At 40.6% G+C, this 21,666-nt stretch carries 16 protein-coding genes; 5 read left to right on the plus strand and 11 right to left on the minus strand.

Annotated features, from left to right (window positions below):
• Positions 1-9 precede the first annotated feature (9 nt).
• Both folD and R7Z78_RS16420 read right to left on the minus strand, forming a co-directional pair.
• A complete protein-coding gene (gene folD / locus R7Z78_RS16415; protein ID WP_005382297.1) occupies positions 10-870 on the minus strand; it encodes a bifunctional methylenetetrahydrofolate dehydrogenase/methenyltetrahydrofolate cyclohydrolase FolD in 861 nt (286 codons plus the stop codon).
• A gap of 1,528 nt (positions 871-2,398) precedes the next feature.
• Positions 2,399-3,622 carry a ParB/RepB/Spo0J family partition protein gene (locus R7Z78_RS16420; protein ID WP_169644129.1) on the minus strand — a complete coding sequence of 408 codons (1,224 nt, stop codon included), beginning with the start codon at positions 3,620-3,622 and terminating at the stop codon, positions 2,399-2,401.
• Positions 3,623-3,803: 181 nt separating this feature from the next.
• On the opposite strand from R7Z78_RS16420, the gene R7Z78_RS16425 reads away from it, so the two are divergent.
• Positions 3,804-4,964, plus strand: coding sequence for a hypothetical protein (locus R7Z78_RS16425; RefSeq protein WP_169644158.1), 1,161 nt, complete (start codon positions 3,804-3,806; stop codon positions 4,962-4,964).
• A gap of 235 nt (positions 4,965-5,199) precedes the next feature.
• Here R7Z78_RS16425 and R7Z78_RS16430 read toward each other — a convergent pair whose 3' ends face one another.
• The 3 genes from R7Z78_RS16430 to R7Z78_RS16440 are packed head-to-tail and all read right to left on the minus strand — an operon-like array spanning position 5,200 to position 9,241.
• A complete protein-coding gene (locus R7Z78_RS16430; protein ID WP_169644130.1) occupies positions 5,200-7,725 on the minus strand; it encodes a DEAD/DEAH box helicase in 2,526 nt (841 codons plus the stop codon).
• Positions 7,726-7,738: 13 nt separating this feature from the next.
• Complete coding sequence (locus R7Z78_RS16435; RefSeq protein WP_069507928.1) at positions 7,739-8,659, minus strand: DUF1837 domain-containing protein; 921 nt, start codon at positions 8,657-8,659, stop codon at positions 7,739-7,741.
• Between the two features lie 36 nt (positions 8,660-8,695).
• On the minus strand, positions 8,696-9,241 hold the full coding sequence (locus R7Z78_RS16440) for a DUF3223 domain-containing protein (protein ID WP_069530187.1): 546 nt from the start codon (positions 9,239-9,241) through the stop codon (positions 8,696-8,698).
• A gap of 320 nt (positions 9,242-9,561) precedes the next feature.
• Here R7Z78_RS16440 and R7Z78_RS16445 point away from each other — a divergent pair, with 320 nt between their 5' ends.
• On the plus strand, positions 9,562-11,640 hold the full coding sequence (locus tag R7Z78_RS16445) for an ATP-dependent nuclease (RefSeq protein WP_169644131.1): 2,079 nt from the start codon (positions 9,562-9,564) through the stop codon (positions 11,638-11,640).
• 1 nt (position 11,641) lies between these two features.
• Positions 11,642-13,378, plus strand: a complete 1,737-nt coding sequence (locus tag R7Z78_RS16450) for a UvrD-helicase domain-containing protein (protein WP_169644132.1) — start codon at positions 11,642-11,644, stop codon at positions 13,376-13,378.
• 424 nt (positions 13,379-13,802) lie between these two features.
• On the opposite strand, the gene R7Z78_RS16455 is transcribed toward R7Z78_RS16450, so the two are convergent.
• Positions 13,803-14,513, minus strand: coding sequence for an SLATT domain-containing protein (locus R7Z78_RS16455; protein ID WP_169644133.1), 711 nt, complete (start codon positions 14,511-14,513; stop codon positions 13,803-13,805).
• Between the two features lie 12 nt (positions 14,514-14,525).
• The gene (locus R7Z78_RS16460) at positions 14,526-15,791 is read right to left on the minus strand and encodes an SMODS domain-containing nucleotidyltransferase (protein ID WP_169644134.1); all 1,266 of its coding nucleotides are present in this window, start codon (positions 15,789-15,791) and stop codon (positions 14,526-14,528) included.
• A 604-nt stretch (positions 15,792-16,395) separates the two neighbouring features.
• On the opposite strand from R7Z78_RS16460, the gene R7Z78_RS16465 reads away from it, so the two are divergent.
• Positions 16,396-17,724, plus strand: a complete 1,329-nt coding sequence (locus R7Z78_RS16465; RefSeq protein WP_169644135.1) for a hypothetical protein — start codon at positions 16,396-16,398, stop codon at positions 17,722-17,724.
• A 123-nt stretch (positions 17,725-17,847) separates the two neighbouring features.
• Here the strand turns inward: R7Z78_RS16465 and R7Z78_RS16470 are convergent, their stop codons facing one another.
• Positions 17,848-18,357 carry a GNAT family N-acetyltransferase gene (locus tag R7Z78_RS16470; protein ID WP_169644136.1) on the minus strand — a complete coding sequence of 170 codons (510 nt, stop codon included), beginning with the start codon at positions 18,355-18,357 and terminating at the stop codon, positions 17,848-17,850.
• A 123-nt stretch (positions 18,358-18,480) separates the two neighbouring features.
• The gene (locus R7Z78_RS16475) at positions 18,481-18,939 is read right to left on the minus strand and encodes a GNAT family N-acetyltransferase (RefSeq protein ID WP_169644137.1); all 459 of its coding nucleotides are present in this window, start codon (positions 18,937-18,939) and stop codon (positions 18,481-18,483) included.
• Between the two features lie 387 nt (positions 18,940-19,326).
• On the opposite strand from R7Z78_RS16475, the gene R7Z78_RS16480 reads away from it, so the two are divergent.
• Positions 19,327-20,229 (plus strand): LysR substrate-binding domain-containing protein, encoded by a 903-nt coding sequence (locus R7Z78_RS16480; protein WP_169644138.1) that lies wholly within the window; start codon positions 19,327-19,329, stop codon positions 20,227-20,229.
• Between the two features lie 209 nt (positions 20,230-20,438).
• Here the strand turns inward: R7Z78_RS16480 and R7Z78_RS16485 are convergent, their stop codons facing one another.
• Positions 20,439-21,086 carry a hypothetical protein gene (locus R7Z78_RS16485; RefSeq protein ID WP_169644140.1) on the minus strand — a complete coding sequence of 216 codons (648 nt, stop codon included), beginning with the start codon at positions 21,084-21,086 and terminating at the stop codon, positions 20,439-20,441.
• Positions 21,079-21,573 (minus strand): hypothetical protein, encoded by a 495-nt coding sequence (locus tag R7Z78_RS16490; RefSeq protein ID WP_169644142.1) that lies wholly within the window; start codon positions 21,571-21,573, stop codon positions 21,079-21,081. Before R7Z78_RS16490 ends, R7Z78_RS16485 begins: the two co-directional genes overlap by 8 nt.
• Positions 21,574-21,666: the final 93 nt, after the last annotated feature.

Genomic DNA, 21,666 nt, shown 5'->3' on the forward strand with positions numbered 1-21,666 from the left:
AAATTTACGTTATTTGTCTGTGTGGAACTGTTCGCAAGCGAGCATCGTGTTCTCAATTAAACTTGCGACGGTCATTGGGCCAACGCCACCAGGAACAGGAGTAATAAAGCTCGCACTTTCACGTGCTTTGTCGTATTCCACGTCGCCAACTAGTTTGCCTGAATCAAGACGGTTAATACCGACATCGACCACCACTGCGCCTTTTTTAATCCACTCACCAGGGATGAAGTTAGGTTTACCAACCGCAACCACGACAACGTCAGCTTGACGCACATGACTCTCTAGGTCTTTGGTAAAACGGTGACATGTTGTTGTTGTGCAGCCCGCAAGCAGCAGCTCAAGTGTCATTGGACGACCAACAATGTTTGATGCGCCAACCACAACCGCATGCTTACCACGTAGCTCAATGTTGTAACGGTCGAGTAGGGTAATGATGCCCTTTGGCGTGCAAGAGCGAAGCTTTGGAATACGTTGCGCAAGACGGCCAACGTTATAAGGGTGGAAGCCATCCACGTCCTTCTCTGGGTGAATGCGCTCTAAAACATGTGTTGTGTCTATGCCCGCAGGAAGGGGTAATTGCACTAGAATGCCGTCAATTTCATCATCATTGTTTAATTCATCAATCAGCGCTAGTAACTCTTCTTCTGAGCTAGACGCAGGAAGGTCAAAAGACTTAGAAACAAACCCAACTTCTTCACATGCGCGGCGTTTGCTACCGACATAAACCTGAGAGGCAGGATCTTCACCAACTAGAACCACTGCTAAACCAGGAGCACGTAGCCCAGCTTCAACACGTGCTTTAACACGTGCAGCCACTTCGGATCGAACAGTTTGGGAAATGAGAGTTCCGTCTATATTTTGAGCAGTCATGACTTTCCTTATAAATTAAGAAGGCAGATTATCTGCGGCGCATTGTCGCAGAATTTCTTATCAACATCCATACGCAAACGTTTGCTTTGTGGTGTTTTTGAACATTAAGCGTTTTAATGGACTTTTTTTAGGCATTCAGATCAGAATGTTATGAAAACCCGTTGATTTACCCGTTTGAACTCGTATAATCCTGTCCCTGTAGCGCGCCCTTAGCTCAGCTGGATAGAGCACTTCTAACCCCCTAAAGGTTACCACTTGCTGAGTGAGTTACCATAAATTAAGGTGTTAGGTAGTAGTAAGGTTACTACTTAGGCTCGGGCAGTTACCACCAAGAATTTCTAGTTACCACTTTACTGTAGAAAGTGATAACATTGAAAAACAATGTCCCCATAGCTCAGTTGGATAGAGCACGTGCCTTTAATAGAGGAGCCTGTAATGGGAAACTATTACAGTGCAGAGGGTGAATTCAAGGAAACCTCAACGCGTAATGGCGGTGGCAATCTTGAGCCTAGCTCTACAAGCGTGTAGAGAAGGTGCAGAGACTAGGTGGAGCAATGCGATCTCATTGCGTAATACACCATTAGCGCCCTCCATCTAAGGTATAAAATCTTCGGATTTCCTAGGCATAGGTTACTAAGATGAAGATATAGTCCAGACTACAAACACTCTATTTTTGAGTGGCAGTGAAAACTGTAGTGGTAAGCTAAGCATGTGGTCGTAGGTTCGAATCCTACTGGGGACGCCATACTTATAACGGCGTAGCAACTCAGTTGCTACGCCGTTTTTGTATATGGTTTAGTGGTAAGAAAGTACAAAGTTTTATCACCAAAAGTAAAATGAGTATTTGTTTTTATCATATTCACAGAATTAGCATTAAATTAATCTCTTCATTTGTAATTCAATTAAGATTTGAACACATTATCTTAAATAGATGGTTCGTTAATACAATCAGCCACTATTTTTAAAAGCTTAGACGCAGGTCTTGCCGATATGGCTGTTTTATAGACCACAACCTTGTCTCCATACTTTACTATAAGGTTTCCCGCATCACTTAGTATGATCGATGCGATTACCTTCTCACCCATCTCGTCTTGTATCATGTGCAGTATCTCTTCTGAGGTCATGTTGCATCCCACTTTCTTATAGTTAATAAAATTAAATACTTAGTCTGTTAGCTTCAAAGTGTGTCCCTGAAAAGTAGCTACTGCCAACGATGAATATGTCGTATTTGATTGTTACCTCTCTGGCTAGGTGTGTTCGATCTATATGGGCTTTAAGGCAACGTTTACATGTAATGCTCCATCGGCTCAAAACCTGTTGGGATGAAGCTTGGATAGTTAGGTCAAATTCGGCGAAATTCCTTTGTAGACTTACATTGTCGACTGTAAACAAATATAAAGCGTTGTTATCAAGCAAGCTCAGTTCTTGGACTAGCTCTCTCATAGATTCCCCCTTACTTATCGAACGTCATCATTACTTTCTAGGGTTAACAAGGCAGGCTTACACTATGCCTGCCTAACAACCACTATTATTTTATTTGTACATTGCTTTGTTTCTGAATTCTTTTTGGGGTAGGCCCTTTTGGGAGGCATGGGACTGTAAATGGCTCGTTAATATTTCCAGCAGCGGGGAGCGGAATTTTATTTCCGTTTTGGTCTTTTTTATAACGCGCAACTCTACGTACAGCAATTTTGTTGCCAGCAATGGTGAGACCAATATGACAATTCCATCCTTTAAAGATTGCGGATAGTTTGCAAAGAAGCGAATAAGATGTTGATTCATGAACAATTGACTGAAGGTAATTCCTAACCTGATATTCAATATCCTCCTCAGAGCTAAGTCCTAATGAGGAGATTACACGAGTTAGATAAGTTTCGGGACAAAGAGGTAACTCTTTATACTCGCAAACAGATAGCTGTTTTTTGATTAGGTAGTGCGCGAACGCATAGATCGTTTCAGATGCTTGGCTTTCAAGTCGATGTTTTTTAAACACCTCTGAGATGAAATGAACCGAAAGTGCTAGTTCATTATGCTCTTCCACATATGCAAGTATTTCAGCGGGTTGAAACGATGTTCCTTGCGTCCCACGAAAAGCGAATGGATTTCTAGTCATGTCAAACGCTTTGGCGAGCATGGCGACGCGAGAAAGGACTGAAGCACTAACCTGAACTCCTGCCATCTCCAATACTTGTGATCTTGAGCGTATATTTCCCACATCGATGTGGGCAAAGCTTAGATCGTCAGTTACTCCATAAGTAATAGGCGCTATAAATCCAACACGTGCTTCACACGCTGCCTCTAGTCTATGGTGGCCATTCAGAATTTCACCTTCATAAGAGATGATTATTGGCTCACCAGTTAGACACCACTCGCGCCTTTTCATCGCTTCTGCATATTTTTTTACTTTGGGCTTACTTAGTCGCCTATTTTTATTTTTTTTGTTTACCGTTCCTCGACTCGAAAACTTCAACATATCTCTTGCCAACTGAGGGCTAATGAAAATGGTGATGTGTTTAAGCGTCGTTTGTACTGCCTTTACCCCAGCGTAGTATTTAGCGTTCTCTTTGAAAATCTCTTCTAGCTGAGTGGGGGAAAGTGCCTCGGTCGAGTTTTTTAGCATACTAGTTGAACTAGCTAGATAGCTTGTTTGTTCACTTTCGTCAAAGTGGCTTACTAGGCTATTTACAATCGAGTTCTCTAGATCTGCATTTGAAATTTCATCGGTATCCCCGATATGTGGCTGCTCTGTCATGTTTTTCATCCTTTGCTCGGTATGTGGCAACATAGTGCGCAAGAGTGCGAATTAGGTAGTACCTATTGAATATTATTGATCCGACAGGCGTGTCGGATCAAATTTTATTTGTAAATTAAACTGCGATAAACACGATGTTGGATATAAAGAATTGAAAGCCTTAGAACAAAAAATAACTGGCATGTTGCTTTCGACTAAGGGAAAAACTTGTAAAACCCTCATTACAACTATGCCGATGGTTGCGATTGATGCCTATTTTTCCGCCGAGAATGTTAGATCGGAATTGAAGTGGATAATTGATGTAGCAACCAATGCGACAAACCTAGATAAAGTAAATGCTATTCAAGCCGAGCTTGAGGAGCGTGTGGTCAAAGGCAAAGTTTTTGCACCACTTTCTATAACGTTTGCTATTGAGGGGAAGCCTGTCTTGGATGAGGCTTCTCGCAACCTGTCATCTTTGGCTTTCAATTCGAGCAGTACCTATATTGTTGGTAATGTGCTGACTTTCGTAGCTATTTGCAGAATGCTGGGAATTAAGACTTTCTTGTTTAGCTCAAGGTTAAGTGTGAAAGAAATCAATCAAAAAAGCCTCGCTCGGCAGCGATTAGCAATGGAAGGTGTTGAAGTTCGGGTTATTTTTGATGATGAGGTCGGCTTGAATGTCGCAGATATCGTTCATTTATTTAAAAAAAGTGCGCTCTTCGACACAGCTCTAAATTTGCCTCATGTTAGTGAAGGTAATAACTTGTCTGGTGAAGGTGACTTCCCATTGCGCCCATTTATTCTTCAGTTAATCAAAGACACTGATATCGAGTCTTATGGTGGTGTCAACTTTGATGCTAAACACGTAAAGGTGTCTGAGAGTACTATTACCACCCAATATGTTCTGTTTAAGTTACTCGTTGGTGCGGTAGCTGGAGCTGGTACGCAAGAATACAGTAAGATGCCTAAAGATATCACATTGGAATCGGGAGAGACTCTAACATCGGTACTTGCAGGTGGTTATATGAGTAACATTTCAGCATTCATGAGAGGATGGCTGAAATCTTTGAAAGAATCGTTCGTTAGTAATCGTTCCGGGTATCAATTGTCTCCTCAGGTTTGGCAAGCATTAGGTCTAGTTATTCATCAGCTTGTGAAGGATGGTATGTCGCTCGATGAACTTGAAAGTGCAGGGCTAGTACTGGGAAACCTTGACTACAGCAAGAATGCTAAGCATTGGAAAAAGTGTCCGGTTATGGAGCTGGATGCTCAAGGTCGCATTTATAAAAATGCAGCAACCTCTACACGTTTATTTAGACAGGGCCTGCAAGAGTATTTCTTAAAAGTAATCATTAGTTAATGGCACTATTACTTAATAGGCTAACAAGATAGTCCGCTTAAATAACAATATGTATATTCATATGTGTCTTTAGCATCGACATACCTGCTTGATAGGTCGATGCTATCGCATTTTTCGAAAGGTGAGTTGTTCAAAGAGCTTAGGTGAGCTATGTAGTAACTAAGAACAACCAACTGTTTGAAAAGAGTGGAAGTTATAGTCTAAGTCCTAGGTTCAAGGACGTTATGTTGTTGCACTAGTTAATGAACGTCACAACTTCATTTATGCATAGCCTAGGCATTTTTAGCGTATGTATATTTATACGGCGTAGCTCTGCTAAATACCCCTCGGGTTCATCATTTTCACGGAAGTTAAAACACCTATCTAGATGGATAGCTGTAAAACGAGAAAGCCCGATTGACATGAGGCTTAAAACACTCTTTTTACATGAACCGAACTCAAGGTAGACGTGATAAGGTTCTATTGTATTTGATGATGCTAGCTCTTTTTCAATAGCTATATATTTTAGGATTTCCAAATAGGCGGAAAAATATTTTACCATTTTAAAGCGTATATCTGTCTCGAGAGTTTTTAGACAAGATCGAACCTCCCTAGTGGGATTTATGTTGCCATTTTCGCTGATATCCTCTTTATAGGAAATTCTATCGTGGAGTATCTTTTTGATTGGAGCACCCCATACCCACTGATAAGCCAGATAACTTAGCCAAGGTTTGAACTTTTCATGTAGTTTCCACTCGAAGCTAACGTCAAGAATATCTACTATTTTTTCGACTCGAGCTTTTGAGCCTGAATGATATGGATATATGGGGTAGAAGTCTTCGATATTGTCTTGCTCTAACAGGTAATTATACAAACTATCTAACTGATCTGGTCTCAACGATTGGTTTCTTTTAATAATTTCGTCAGGAAGACTAACTTCTAACGATTTAACGACTTCAATCGTCTGATCTAGTTCTTTACTATTTACATCAGTGCGATATTGCTCCATGAATGAAAAATCTTTTGTTTCTAGGTAATCGTTGTAGATCTTGCCAATTGCAACATCAGCCTCATCTTGCCTTTTATCATCCCAAGAGTCCTCAGTCTGATCTGGATTAAGTGCCTTCTGCAACTCTGTGCCACCATCGGCCAAGATGTTGGTGATGGAGGACGAGATTGTTTGTAACGTATCTCCCATATAACATTGGTTATCCCACTCTTCAGGCCTGATACACCACACATTCCCATGAAATTCGTTGAGTAGTCTTCCCGCTCTTCCAGCCAAGTTGAGGAAATCCGCACGGGTCATACAATTATCGCCAGATTTTGGGTTCTCAATAATAATATGCTTAGCAGGAAGGTTTACACCTTGTAATAAAGTGCTCGTACAAAAGATGATTTTAATATCACCATTTCGGAAGAGTTCCTCTACACCAGTGCGCAGTAATGAAGGCATATTTCCATAATGAAAAGCAATACCTCTTCTTAAACAACTTATCAGCGCGTAGTTAGGATGAATCTCTTGTTCTATGAAGCTTATAAACATTTCGATGTCTTCACTTACATCAATGTTTTTAGCAACTTGAGATGCATGTAGTGCACGAGCCTCGGCACTTGATGGAGTGTTTGAAAAAGCAATAACAGAATCATCATCAGATAATGATAACGCTAGATTGGCTATTTGCTGATTTTTACTCCCTCTCAGTTGAAAAGGGAGAGTAAACTGACCAATTTCTGTTGTTCCATTGTTGCTAAGCAATGAGGCATGCATTTGGGTAGGTTTTCTTGCTACTTGGTTCACCAACAGTATATTTTGAGATACTGGTGAAACGACTTCGGTAAAGAACTTGCCATCAGATGTTCGTTTAAATAGAGATAAAAAGTACTCGGGATTTTTTATGAGAGGGCTAGCAAAAAGAAGTTTAACGTTGCTAAACTTTCTTAAGGCTACATCAATTGCCGTTTGAAGAATTATTCCTCGTTTACCATTTTGTATCTCATGTGCTTCGTCTATGATTAAAGTGTCGATCTCTGGTGCGACATCCGTTGCACTTAGAAAGCTCAGTAGTCGTTCTTGTGTGAAAATATATACAACGTTAGTTCGAATCTTTTTTCTATCTACAGGGAATGGTGTTGTTCGTATTATAGCTTTATCTTGACCTATTCTTTTGATAGCTCCTCGGACTCTCATCGACACTTCTGAAATGAGTGCACGTGTCGGAACTACATAAACAACACTACTGCATTCTTTCTCTTTAATCTGTTTGGATAACGATAGATTCAATACAAAAGATTTCCCAGCGGATGTAGGTGCAGAAATGCTCAGGTTTTGTTCGTGTTCTAATGATCTGAACAACTTAAGCTGGAAGTCAGTAAGTTGTATTTCATTTTCAGTCTCATCAATGATTGTATTTTCTGATTCTCGAGCGATGATTTCCAACCTTAGTGGGGCAGCGATACCAGTCTCGATTGCATACCTTCTTCTTAATAGCTCCCTACTAGGGAAGTTACCGATCCTCGATAAGATAACTTCAGCAGCCGCTTTAACGAGTTTGTTATCTCCGTTAGTTTGCTCAAGAAGCCGAGTTATAATTTCATATGATTTATTGATGTCATCACCTGTCCCAAGAGAGAGAATCGAAGCATGGCTTACGAGTGCTCTGATTTCCTGTTCTTCGAAACAAGCTGCATCTCCTGACATGAAGTTGGGGGGGAGCTGGTTTTGGATGCTAGCCTTTTCTAGTTTCCCTACTAGCATTTGAACATCGAGTATTTCACTCATACTGATCCAATCCTTAGTCTAGCGCTTTGTTAAAGGCATTTCTGAAATCATCTACTGAGGGAAACGGAAGGAAAAAAAACTCGAAAGAAAGATGATTACAATTCATATTGACTATTTTTTTCTGTAAGGAAGTAGTCAAGCGTAATCCTTCTTCTTGAAACTTTGATACAAAGTTTTCTGTTAATTCTTTGGGGTTTCCGCCATCGATAGTACTAAAGTTTTTGTAGTTGTATCCGATAAGGCAGGCGTGATTTAGTCGAGCTTTTGGCCCTGGTTCCCCGCAAATTATTAGCGATGACAAAGCCTTCTTAGTCTCATCATTAGAATACTTGAAATGTTTGGTCACCATCGTGAACTCATGTTCAAGCATGTCTACGCTATGAAAATCGTCTATGCTATCCAATGCTGCTTGAATAGCAGAATTTGAATCGACGTAAAGCTTAGCTTCTCCAAAAAAGAAGTCCACGAGATCGTCTTTTGGGTTGTACTTCGCATGAATGCCATCAGAGCCTTTGACTTCGTCTTTGTGATTAGTTTTCAATTCCATTTTAGAGACCATTTGAGGCGCCCCTAAGATCGCTTCTATTAAGAAGAACAAAAGTAACTCTCCAGCTTCTCCTGTTCTATCTGGATTGTCTTCATCTATTTCAGGATGACGAAAAAGCTTTCTCGCTTCCTTAGTCAGTCTGGCTGATTCTCTGGGAGTTAGTTGTTCTGGTCTGTTGGCAGATGAAATGCAGTAGTCGATGATGAACTCGTACAGTAGATTGGCTAATGCTTTAACCATCGGCCGTCTGTTCCCATCGAATTTTAGATAGTGAAGTCTTATGTTGGTATTGTAGCCTTCTATCTCGTACTCGTGCTCCAAACAACCAATACATGCATCATATGCATTTTTATCGACAGATAAATAACGATTTATATTGATGGTCATTTGCTATCCTCAAGTAACTTTTGGGAAGCTTTGCATTTAATTTTTTTCATACCAATTTACAAAATCCTTTGAGACTTCGTCGGTTAAGCTAGAACGGTATTGAAGCTTGTCTGGTGTCGATACCCAGTTTGAAGGGAATGTATCTGTAGTAAAACCTCGGGATTCAATAAAACTTGTGCATTTAGTTTTAAAATCCGCATCACGAAAGTTGTATGAGCTGCTTTCTAGTAAAGCTCTTGCTCCATCCATAAAACACTGAAATTGAGTCTTTAATTGTGAACTTATAGCGGTTTTGTAGCTCCAGTCTGCTATAGAACCATCGTGATGAACTGCATGGAAGCATCTAGTATGGAATTGGCCTGAGTTTTTAATGGCGAACGCTTTTATTTGGGACTCTTCTTTGCTTTTCCAATGAAATTCTGGGTGTCGCTTATATAGAGCAAGTATATTTGAAAACTCTTCATCATGGGGGGTGAAAGTCTTGTCAAGGCTCGAAGAGTTTAGAATGGATTTAAAATACTCCTTTGCTTCCGCTTGAGTTTTGAAGCTCGTTCCATTAGCAAGATCTACTGGTTTAGCCATAATCATTCCCTAAAGTGCAATTGATAGCAGTTTGAATTATTGCATATATGGTCAATTAACAACAATATATACCTTTATCTATCAAACTATTAAGCTACAAATGGCATATTTTAGACTTAGACAACAATGTTTCTTGGCAAGTGTTCAGTATTGTTGGCAGATGTTATGCGAATAGTGATGCCCTCATCCGCTCGTAGAGTGGTGTTACAGTGAGTAGTTTTTCCCTTAGCGTTGCAAACGCATCATTTATATAAACCAGATCTAATTAAAACCAGTTGCCTAATGATAAAGTAGCCTAATCTAGTATGAAGGTGGAACCTATGAAACTAAAGGCTATTTCCGTTAGAAACTTTCGCTTGTTGAAAGACGTTACGCTATCTCTAGAGCCAGATTCTACGATTGTGGTAGGCAGGAACAACAGTGGTAAAACGTCACTTACTGAGTTCTTGAGAGTGCTACTAGGCTCTAAAGGTAACTTCAGGTTTGAAGACTTTTCCCTAAGTTGTTTAGATGGCTTTATTGAAGCTCATAGGTTGTTTGTAGAAGGGAGTGAGTTGAGGAACATTAGAGCTGTTCTTCCAGAGATATCTGCTACCTTAACGATTTCCTACGAGGGAAATGAAGATTTGGGAGCGCTTGGAGACTTCGTGATCGATTTAGATCCCACCTGTAATGAGGCTCAAGTTAACGTTCTGTTTAGTTTGAAGGCAGGGAAAATAAACGAGCTATTTGCAGAGTCCCCCTTAATGGCTGATGCTGAGCACCCAAGTATTATCGCCTCAGTAAAAGAGAAAATACCGACCTTGTATGATTTGATCATCGAGGCTCAAGACCCTTCTGATGAAAGCAACACAAAAAACATACCTTTTAATAGCTTAGAATCAATAATAAAACTTGATTTTATTGACGCACAGCGAGTCTTAGATAGTGGGGAAAAACCTATATTAGGAAAAGTCCTTGAAGAATTGTTCCAATCAGCTAACAAACATGAGATAGGCTCAGAACGTAAAAATTTGGCAGATGTTCTGAGTCAAGCGACTAAAAATGTTGAAGATGATATCAACCAACAATTTAATGGAAACCTTAGCGCTCTCGCACCGATATTTGATAAATTTAATTATCCGGGCTTAGTGGATCCGCACTTGCAAACTGAAACAAGGCTTGATGTAAACAAGCTACTGAGCAATCACACGACAGTTTCATACAAAGGTTATAACGGGATTAATCTTCCCGAGAGTTTCAACGGTCTTGGAAGCAGAAACCTACTATTTATGCTTCTTAAACTCTATGAGTTCTATCAAGCATTGCGCGTAATGGAACCTCAGCCATGTGTACACCTTATCGTTATCGAAGAGCCTGAAGCGCATTTACACCCACAGATGCAAAGTGTGTTTATTCGTCAGTTAATCGAAATCCGTAAGGCGTTTGATGACGATAGTTTGTGTGAAAGTCAGTATCTCGTAACTACGCACTCGTCACATTTAGCTAATGAGGGGGGCTTTTCTTCGATCAGATACTTCTTAACAAAAGGGCAAAGCCAAAATGCTTGCTCACGCCATACTGAAGTTAAGAATTTGAGAGAATTGTATCAAGGGGCAGACTTGGGTGAACCTGAGAAGAGGAAAAACAAAGAATTTCTCCATAAATACCTGACACAAACAAAGAGCGATTTGTTTTTTGCAGACCAAGCAATACTAATTGAAGGTACGACTGAACGTTTGATGCTTCCAGAAATGATCCGAAAAGTTGATGAAAGCAGCAATGGGTTACATGCCTTGGGTCGCAGCTATGTTACTACGATGGAGGTTGGTGGAGCATACGCACAAATATTCTTTCCACTATTAGAATTTTTAGAGTTGCCGACTTTAGTTATCACCGACATTGACGCGACAAACCAACCTGAAGACTCGACGAGAAGAAAGAAATGCCGTGTTTCTGAAAGTGATGGAACCAGTAATAGTTGTATTAAAGCTTGGTTTGATAGCAATGTTGCTCCTTTACAATTAATTACATTGGACGAGGAGTACAAGGTTCACAATAAGCTGCGAATAGCTTATCAAATTCCTAATGTGATTGGCGATGCGAGTGCTCGTAGTTTCGAAGATGCATTTATTTTATCAAATAGCACTTTGTTTAATGGAATGCCTAGTGTTGGCGAAGAAAATCGAGAGCTGAAAGCTTGGGAGATTGCACAAGATCAAGACAAGACTGACTTTGCAATAAAGTATAGTGTTGAAGTCACTGACTGGGACATTCCTTTGTATATAAAAGAAGGCTTGGAGTGGTTAGCTAGAGAATTCTGTACTCCGCCGCCGCCCTTGACTGAGTTTGGACTCCAAGACACCGATGCTGAGTTAAGCAGCTCTGAAACTAGCATTACTGAGATGGAGGTTGATTGAAATGCCAAACATAATTGAAAGTGCAGAAGTTGCTGCTGAAGAATCACTCCGTCAAATGTATAGCTGCATTAAAAATAAAAGGCACTTTAAGTTAGAGGCAGGAGCAGGAGCTGGTAAGACGTTTTCTCTTGTTAAAGGGCTTCAACATATTATTGATGAAATAGGGACGCAATTAGCCAAGCGCTCCCAAAGAGTAGCTTGTATTACCTACACGAACGTGGCAACAGCAGAAATTAATTCTCGAACTGATGGTAATCCTGTAGTTTTTGCTTCCACTATTCATGGTTTTTGCTGGTCACTTATACAAGACCATCAACCATTTCTATGGGAATCTCTTTCAACAATACATAGTAAATGGGAAGAATTGATAAGTGAGGTCGAAGATGGTGACAAAAGAAAGGTTGTCTACTCAACAGGTAGACGCAGATTAACTGATTCTGAAGCTCATCTTAGCCATGATGACATTCTTCCTTTAATGGTTTTGTTGTTAGATAAGGAGAAGTTTCGTCGAAACTTAGCTGCTAGATTTCCAATTATTTTCATAGATGAATATCAAGACACGCATAAAGAGTTCGCAGAGGCTCTTATAGAATATTTTGTGGCTCCTGAAGATACTCACTCGACACCGTTAATAGGCTTTTTTGGTGATAGTTGGCAAAAGATATATAAAACGGGGGCGGGTTCATTAATCCATCCTAACCTAACCGAAATTGCTAAAGGCGCAAATTTCCGTTCCGCTTCTAAGATAGTTGACGCTCTCAATAATATGAGGCCTGAGTTACCTCAGATCGCTAGAAAGGATGCCGACTTGGGCAGTGTGTCTGTATTCCATACAAATAACTGGCAAGGTGATAGACAAACTGGTGGTCATTGGAAAGGTGATTTGTTTCCGAATGATAGCCATGATGCCCTAGTCTTAACCAAAACTAAGTTAACTGAAGCTGGTTGGGACTTTTCATCAGAAACCTCAAGAATTCTCATGCTTACACACAAAGTTATGGCATCTGAGCAAGGTTATGAAACGTTAGTTAATGCTTTTTACAATAACGATTCGCTCTTCAACCTAGAAAACGCCCACATAAGCTATATGGTAAACACGTTATTGCCCGCCATAGAAAGCTTTGAAGAAGGAATGTTTGGGAAGATGTATTTAGCTCTTGGAGTAAATGCCCCCAAGATCAAGAAAGCAACCGATAAGATTACATGGAAAACTAACTTCGATGCATTGTCTGGACTGCAAAGAGATGGAACTATTGGTGATGTGATGGATCTTCTAAGGTCGATGTCTCCTTCTATTTTACCCGACAAAGTATCTTCTTTAGAAGATAGGTTGGATGCTTCTGAAAGTGACGAAATATCGGATAATAGATCTTTAACTGAGTTACAAAGACTCAGAGAAGTCCCTTTTAAGGAGCTGCTTAATTTTGGAAAATTCATTAAGAACAGCACACCATTTTCCACCAAGCACGGAGTGAAAGGTGCCGAGTTTGACAATGTTCTAGTTGTTTTGGGTAGAGGGTGGAATTTATATAACTGGGATCAACTGTTTACGTGGTTGAGTACGACATGTCCAGAAAACAAAATAGACGCATTGGAGAGAAACCGAAACCTATTTTATGTGGCGTGCTCTAGGCCTAAACGTAATTTGACGGTGCTTATTACACAACACCTATCAGATGAATCGTTGGCTTTATTAAACCAATGGTTTGGGGATGAAACGGTTCAGTCACTCTACTAAGCTGTACTGATTGATACACGAGATGATAGCGTTGATCATGTAGCATGACGTAATCAGTACAGTCTGCGCTCTACCTACAAAACTCAGTTCTTGATAAAGGAGCTGAAATCAGCAAATGATGGGCCAGAAGCAGCATGACACTAGGCAACACACCAACAATTAGTGGTCAACTAAGATTGATCATGGTTATAGAGCTGACCTGATTTAACAATATATTGGTGAATGAGTACAGAGTAAGGGATTCATATGGTGATATTACTTGACCACTACAAATTTATACAATTGTAGTGGTCAATATGGGGTAGAAACTTTCGCACGAATACCATATTCATCTAAGATGTAGTAACTCATACTCGAACTCACACATCCGCTCTTTAGTCACGACTAGATCGTACTGTCGACACATTTCTGTGTCCTTATATTTTTACTCGATAGTCTTACCATCCGGCTTTGAAGCTGACGATGCTTCAATGTTCGGAACTGGTAGCTGTTCAACAGTAGGTTGTTCTTGCCAGCAGCCTACACACGGTTCAGAAACCCATGCCCAACTTTTGGTCGAGATACAAAAAGGGTTTATCCATAGGATTGCAGCAATCAGTACACCAATTACGGTCATTCGCAAGCTCAAAGGTACTTTATCCTTCCAGCCAAGATTCAACTCAGCGCACATCCAATCGCTGTTGTGTTCGGAAAAGACCTTGTAATGTGCATACCATGACGACAGAAGCACTGGAGGCAGCGCAACGATAGAGCTATGTTCTTGTTGTATTTGTCTGAGGTCGGTTCGAGCTTTAGCTACAGAAGTCACGTCCTGTTCATCAATCTGGCAATAAATATCCTCTAACTTCTTGCTGATATCCGTTAGGCTTGTACCAATAGCTTTATAGTGATCTTTCTGAAGCTCCCTTGGTTTGAGAGCAATGCCGATGATACCTATGATTAGCAACAGGGAGGCCAGAGCATTACTGTTCAATTCAGCAAAAGCCAACCCCAAAACACCAAAAGACAGTGAAATAAAGCTAATCGCAGTCGGCAGCTTTTCGCAGATATCGAATGACGCGAGATGAAGCTTGGCACTATAGAGTACGTTGTAATACTCCCTCGTCACTTGCTTCTTAGCCGTCTGAACCGTCATAAACTATCGTTCCTATTCTATTGGGACAGTGATTTCATGTCGTGCAACCACAGTGTTATTGCGGATAGCGTAACACTCAACCGTATGATCTCCGTAGAAAGTTGCTGTTTCTACCCTGATTTTGCTGCCATCATCATCCATAATCTGACCACGATGCATCTTCTTCCTATCAGCTTCATGCCCATGGTTGCGAACTTTCCATTTCACTTCGTAGTCTTCGGTAATATCCGATCCCTTGACGAAGAATTTCAGCTTACGTTCATGTTGGATTCGGCCTCCACCAAGCCTAATGGTGGATAACATTCTTGTTATCAAGTCATCCTTCACTTCACAATCTATTTCAATCTTGTTGGTCAAATCTATTGGGAACAAGTTTTCAATAAACTGCTCTTGAGCAGCCTTAATCTGTGTCATCTCTCGGTTAGGGAACTTGGTACCAAAGATAGACTTATAGCACTGATTGCACTTCGCATCTTGTCCCTTCGCTCTTGCATCTATAGCTGTCTCTGCGGCCTCTAGAGCCTCCTTAGCGGCTTTTTGGAATGGTTGATATACATAAACTTTAGAATTACTTCCAAAGGCATAGTAGAAGTTCTTTTTTGGCTCATTTGAAAGGAACTTGAAGAAGTCCTTCACCATCCTGTCAAAACTACCAAAACTGGCGTTGTCGTAGTTGCCATTATTTGTGAAGAAACGATAGCAGAGCGTATCAATAAGGAAGCCACTCATCTTAACATTGTTTCTGGCTTTCCAAGCACGGGTCATTTTCGCAAGCTTACGGAGATTATCATTGCGTTCGTTATTCAACTCCCTAAAAGCTCGAAGCTCAGCACGAGTGTTACACTTGCGCCACTGCCCTCCATTGTAGGTGTCGGGGTATTTGAAAACACCTTGCCACTCGAACACTGGAACCACTTCGAAAGTGAAGTCCTGCATTTCAATAACCACTACGTTACGGTCTTTCCGTATAGAGCTGTTTTTGTAGGTCTTTTGTATCGCAGTCTTTGCATGATCGAGCGCTTTAGACGGGTCTTTGCGGTATATAGTCCACGAATCGGACGGGATAATGTAGAGCATATCCAGATCGGAAATGCCTTTTATGCCAGAGTAACGACCATACGAGCCTGCTTGAAGGCTGTAGTTGCTCTTGTCGTTAGCCAAGCACCTAAATTTCTCATTTAGGTTCTTTGTAATGCTTCCATAGCGACTCGAAATAGTCTCCTTGTTCTTGATCTTCAGATTGTCCAAAAACAAGCTGAAATCCCGATACACTGTCATACCTTATCCCCTTTATAGATACCCCTTTACACTATCTGGGGCCAAAACTCAGTAAAACAACCACTTAACCACACTTGTTTCTCTAACGATACTTCAATTCTCTAAACGTATATCTAGGATTATCAAAAGTAGCGTTTAATGCCTATTGAAATGGGAAGGTCGATACAGCATTGCGAGAGTTTGATGTTCTACGAGCCGACCAACTCAACGCTTAAGACCTAGAAGCTATCTCTCCTTTGTCTAATGGAAGGGGAGCGGGTTTGCTCCTCGACTCTGTAGACACATCCATGCATAAACAAAATTTGGTCAAATGGCGAGTAAATTAGGTAAGAAGAGATGCCTTTTCTAACCAATAATGGGGCAAGGACGTGTTTGTCGAGATGGACGTCAACACGTCCTTGGACAGAACGAAACCAGTGACCTTGCTAAATTAGCAAAAGATAAATTAAATCAGGTATGCCAAACACTGATAAGAAGAAAGACCTGCACCCATAAGTTTCTTATTTACTTAACTCTATGATTTTTCTTTGCTGATGGAATTTGTTTTAGGCATCATTAGTAGCAGTACAGCTCGCATCAATCACGTTTAACGGGAATTCAAAGCATGAGGAAAAATAACGCTACATTCTGTGGTGGTGAGCCAACTTGGGCTAACGCTTGTGTTGGTGATAACGGCTCACCGAGTTATGTGGAGTATGCCATGGGCTTCTCAAAGGCAGCCAACCTCATCATAGACCAAGTCCTAAAAACGAGGGATATCGACTTGAGCGTAGATGAGATGGTTTACCCTGTTTGTTTCAATATGCGTCATTCAATAGAGTTACGTCTAAAAGGAGCAATAGAAGCATTGGAAACCATTGGGAAAATGATAAGTGTAGAAGTCGAGTTTAACTATTCTGGCTCTCACGACCTAGGCAATATATGGGCGTTCTTCAAAGGTACATCCGAAAACATCGATATGCGCTACAAGAACGTGAATGACCAAATAGAACCGACTATTCTTGACGTTGCCGAGATTGATGCCACCGGACAAACCTTTAGGTACGCTTTCGATATCGATAGCCAACGGCATCTAACTGAGGTGCAAATAATCAACTTTGTTGTACTCAAGGCAAAGTTTAATGCACTTGAACAAGGCTTGGATAGCCTCTTAAGGCTAACGGAATACCTAACCGAAGAGTATTCGCTAAACACCTTCACCAAGAAACTATCGAGGTGCCAGTTATTCTCATTGGCTAACGACTTGCCCCCCAGAGCAGTATGGATGAACGAATCATTTAGAGAAACCAAACTAACCCTAAGAGACAAGTATTCACTCGGCAGTCGAGACCTATCTTGTGCTATAAATATCATTCAATCTAATTATGAACTTGCTTATAGAATAGATGCGCCATTGCCCCTAAAAGGATTGGACGAGAATGACTTACTTTGGTTCCTAGATTTCTGGATGGAACTGCATCCCCAAATACTTAATAGGCGCACTGAGCTTGACTTAAGCGATACAAATCCGGATATCAACTCAATATTAGAATCCATATATCGAGACAATGAGCTTAAGCAAAACTTCTGGGAGCGTGTGGATGGACACTTCACGCCGGAAAAACTAGCTGGGTTAAATGCTCTCTTCTACTTTGGTTACGATAAGAAGTTTTCTGAAACCTACGTAACAATTTATGCTAGAGAGCTAATAGACGCACAGGCAGCATTCAATAGCAGGAATGCTGATGTTTGGGAGAACTTCATGCATATCGCAGACAAGACAAACTACTTTGACAACCTCGTGATGAGTCTTTTTGCGTTGCTTTATGATGAACTAGCTGAGTTTCTAGTCGAGGCGTATGGTGTCACTGAAGCATTCGAATGGCTCGACAGAGCGAGGTCTAGAGAAATGTTTTGTCTACCGGAAATTGCTGGATACGAACCTCTCGCATAGAGCAAGTACTAGAACATTATCACCCCGCATAACTCAGAGTTGGACATTTCCGTGTCAGTGAACCTACTAATTTAGTTATTTACGGATAACCCTGAGTAAGGCAAATCGTGCCATAGTCGCTTATTATAAAGCGGACTTTGCGTTAAACACCTTTTCTAACCACATCGAGCTGATGTACTGTCCGTGTTTCTTCGCATACTCATTGAAAATACCGACTTCTCTGAAACCAAACCGTTTATGTAATGCAACTGAAGCGTCGTTTGGTAATGCCACACCCGACAATACTCGATGGACACCATAAGCACGAATGGATGAGAACAATTGAGTATATAGTTTAGAACCTAAACCTTTCCCCTTAGCTTCTTGGGCTAGATAAACGGTCACTTCTACAGTGTCGTTAAAAGCTGAAATTGTTCTGTACTGTTGGGAACATGCAAAACCTAGTAACCCCCCATTTTCTATAGCCACATATAGTTGATATTTGGTAGTGCTAGAGAACTGAGAAAACCACTCCTGACGATTTTCCAGAGTAAATGGAAATGCCTCAAAGCGTGCATTGGTGTGTTCAATATAAAAATTAAAGATGTCAGTGATATCAGCAACATCTTCTAATTTACCTGTTCGAATTTCCACGAAATGACCTTTTTCTTCGAGCGTTAGCTTTAAATGACTTTGGTGTTGTTTATAGTTAATTACGCAACATGCGAAACGCAAGTTGCGTAATGGCAATTGTGTGAAATATGGGATATTTATGGGTTAACCAAGCTCTTTTGTCATAAAGCGACTATAAGGATCTTCTTTATAATCGGCAAAAGGCCCACAATAACGAAACCCAAACTTTTCGTATAGATTTCTAGCTGGTTTGAAAAACTCCTGCGACCCCGTCTCCAAACTCACTTTCCTGTACCCATTTTCTCTCGCAATACGAATAACATGCGTAAGTAAATGACTAGCAACACCAGACTTCCTAGCCACATTAGAAGTTCTCATAGATTTTAGTTCTATGTGTTCTGATGTAAGTTGCTTAATAGCTAAACAACCTTGTAGCTCATCGCCAACCCAACAACTAAAAAATGTAATTTCCGGAGACTTAAGGCTATCCACATCAAGCGCATGAACACTTTCAGGGGGTGAATTAGCATACATATCAGATAGGTGCTCTTCGAGCAGTTTGATGACTTTACCACTGGATAGGTCATCAATGATAACTTCCATATTTAGCATATCTCCACTTATACATTGTATTGGTTAGCAACAAGCCCGTAGTCAACGATTAGACTTAACGATGCCATCTGAATATTCACTAAATTGCCAATTAGCTAATATTATAAAAACCTTGAATAATGCCGATTCTCCTCATCTTCAGGACATAGGCCAACATCTTTTCTAAGATGACTATTCATAGCAATAACCTTATTGCCTCTCTTACCAAGAAATAAGTTAAATGTCTTTAATTTCATAATCTTAAAGATATTGGTTTTCTTATAAAGAATAGTTAACAGCATCGTTTTATTCTTGATTACTGATTAGATGCAGTTATTATCAAGGGAAACAACTTCCGTTACGAACAACGATTAATTACAGGAACTATAACTACAGCTAATGGACAATCGACTGCGTTATCTTTCGGCACTTCGTTTTTTCGAATCTGCTTCTCGGCTTAAAAGCTACAGTAAAGCTGCCGAAGAATTGTATGTCACACAAGCAGCCATAAGCCAAAAATTACGGCAGCTTGAAGACCGTTTGGGGTGTAAATTATTCATCCGTCGCGGACGTGAAATGCATCTAACAGATAAGGGACAAATACTCCAAAGTCATGTCAATGACGGTTTTAAAAACATCATCACTGGACTAAATCGAATTCAAAATGAACCACTCGAAGGAGTACTAAACGTCAGTGCTCCTCGTTCATTCTCCACGCGTTGGTTAATGCCTAGATTGTGGAAGTTCACGATGGAATTCCCACACGTTCCTATTCGCGTACAAACAGTTAAGGAAATCGATATTCGACACACTGAAACTGATGTATTGATCTGGCAAGGAGATGAAAATGTAGAGCATCTAGATTTAGATCAAGAGACACTATTTGAAGAAAACATTTATCCTTATTGTTCTCCACAACTAGCAGAATCTATGAAGTTCGATAGTCCAGAGCAACTCCTTAACTGTTGGTTGATTGATTTCCACTCTGCATCTTTCAGTTGGGAGCAATGGTTTGTTCATGCAAACGTAAGTGCGAAAAGAGAAGGTATTCAATGGATGGAAGTGAGTACCTTCGATATGGCAATCAACGCTGTAGTTGCTGGACATGGAGCATGTCTAGCAACTGAAAGTATTTCGGCAGACTTTGTGGAACGAGGTCTATTAGTCAAGCCATTCAATATAGGGCTAAATCCCGGAATTCGCTATTCTATAATTAGTGACCCTTCTTCTTCACGAGTTCTAAGAATTAATGCGTTTAAATCTTGGTTACTAAAAGAATTAAGCTTCCAATCGAGAGATTAGCCACCGAGTCAGTAGCCACTTCGTAACATTACTTAAATTTGGTCAAACTACTGTCAAATAAAACGAGAGCAAAGAGCACCGCAACAAGGAATGGGGCAAGGACGTGTTTGTCGAGATCGACGTCAATACGTCCTTGGACATTTTCGTATTAGAGTAATCTGTCAGATCAAGTCACATTCTGGTATTGGAACTGACAGATTGCATGCTGACTAATCCATATGAGCCGATTCCATCTCTTTCCGATGATGCTCTTCGTGATGCTCAGGATTCACAATTTCGATGTTATCTAAATCCAAGGCTTTGTCTGGATCATCAGCTCGGCGAACTCGATGATGTGCATGGGCGTCACCCGACAGCGGCTCACCAGAGTGTTCACAATTAGTGATTCCATCACGCTTGATCTTCCGATCCTTTAGATGCCTTTGGCCTTCACGGTTGTTTACTTCTCCCACATTGCGAACTCGTTCTGACTCTTGGTTATCACGCACAATTTCTAAGCACTTAGAGCTATCCCTCAGATTTTCTCTCTTCTTGGCGTCATAAGGTTTTTCTATCCGTTCATCAACCTCTTTACGGACTGCTGGAGTTCGAACGTAATGCTCACCACCAGAAGAGAATTTATCTTCATCATCAAGGTCTGAAACAAAACCTCTTGCCCCGACGGTATCAGTGTGAAGTATATGACCTATTGCTTTTACATTGACTGCCGTTTTTCCATCTTCAGTCATAACTGAATGCTTTGCTATAGAAGAGCGCGTTCTTTTCGCTGTTTTAGAGTCAACTGTGTCAGAAGGCTCTGGGAACACCAACTTTTTTGTATCAAGTCTTCGAACAACAATTTCAGATTTATCACTCATTGTTGTCCTCCTGAAGCACCTCTTCTGATAGATTATTTGTATCTAGACTCTCGTCATCCTCGATCTCCATCTTAGTCATTTCTCGAAACATATCGTCTAGCTTCAATTTAGCCAATCTTGCAGTCTCGCTATCATTCAAGTCTGCACGAATGATATGAAGGATTTTATTTCTCCATGCTTTAGCTGCTGGCAACCCCTCCGGTCTCATGAATAAGTCTTCATTCGCCTCTAGTTTCTTCTTGCGTTCTTTTCCGTTCGAATGCCCTGTTAGGTAGTAAATATACTCTTTCCGCTTACTGGTAAAGGTCTGCTCTTCTTGGATGTAGTGTTCTTGAAGCCATACCACCACACTCATTAGCTCATCGTAAGTTTTAGCCTCACATTTAATGAACGAAGGCATTGCGGCCTCTAGCTCTCCCTTGATCTCATCTACTGACCCTAGTGACTCTAAATCACTAACTGTTTTGATTGAAAAAAACTTTTTCATTTCAGCCCCTATGAAAATCTGTTTGGCGGTGATGTTGTCCGCTTTCGAAATTCACCTTAAACCCACACATAAAGGGAGTCAAACCCGTAAATT

This window comes from Vibrio sp. 1167 (assembly GCF_033340375.1).
Classification (GTDB): domain Bacteria; phylum Pseudomonadota; class Gammaproteobacteria; order Enterobacterales; family Vibrionaceae; genus Vibrio; species Vibrio alginolyticus.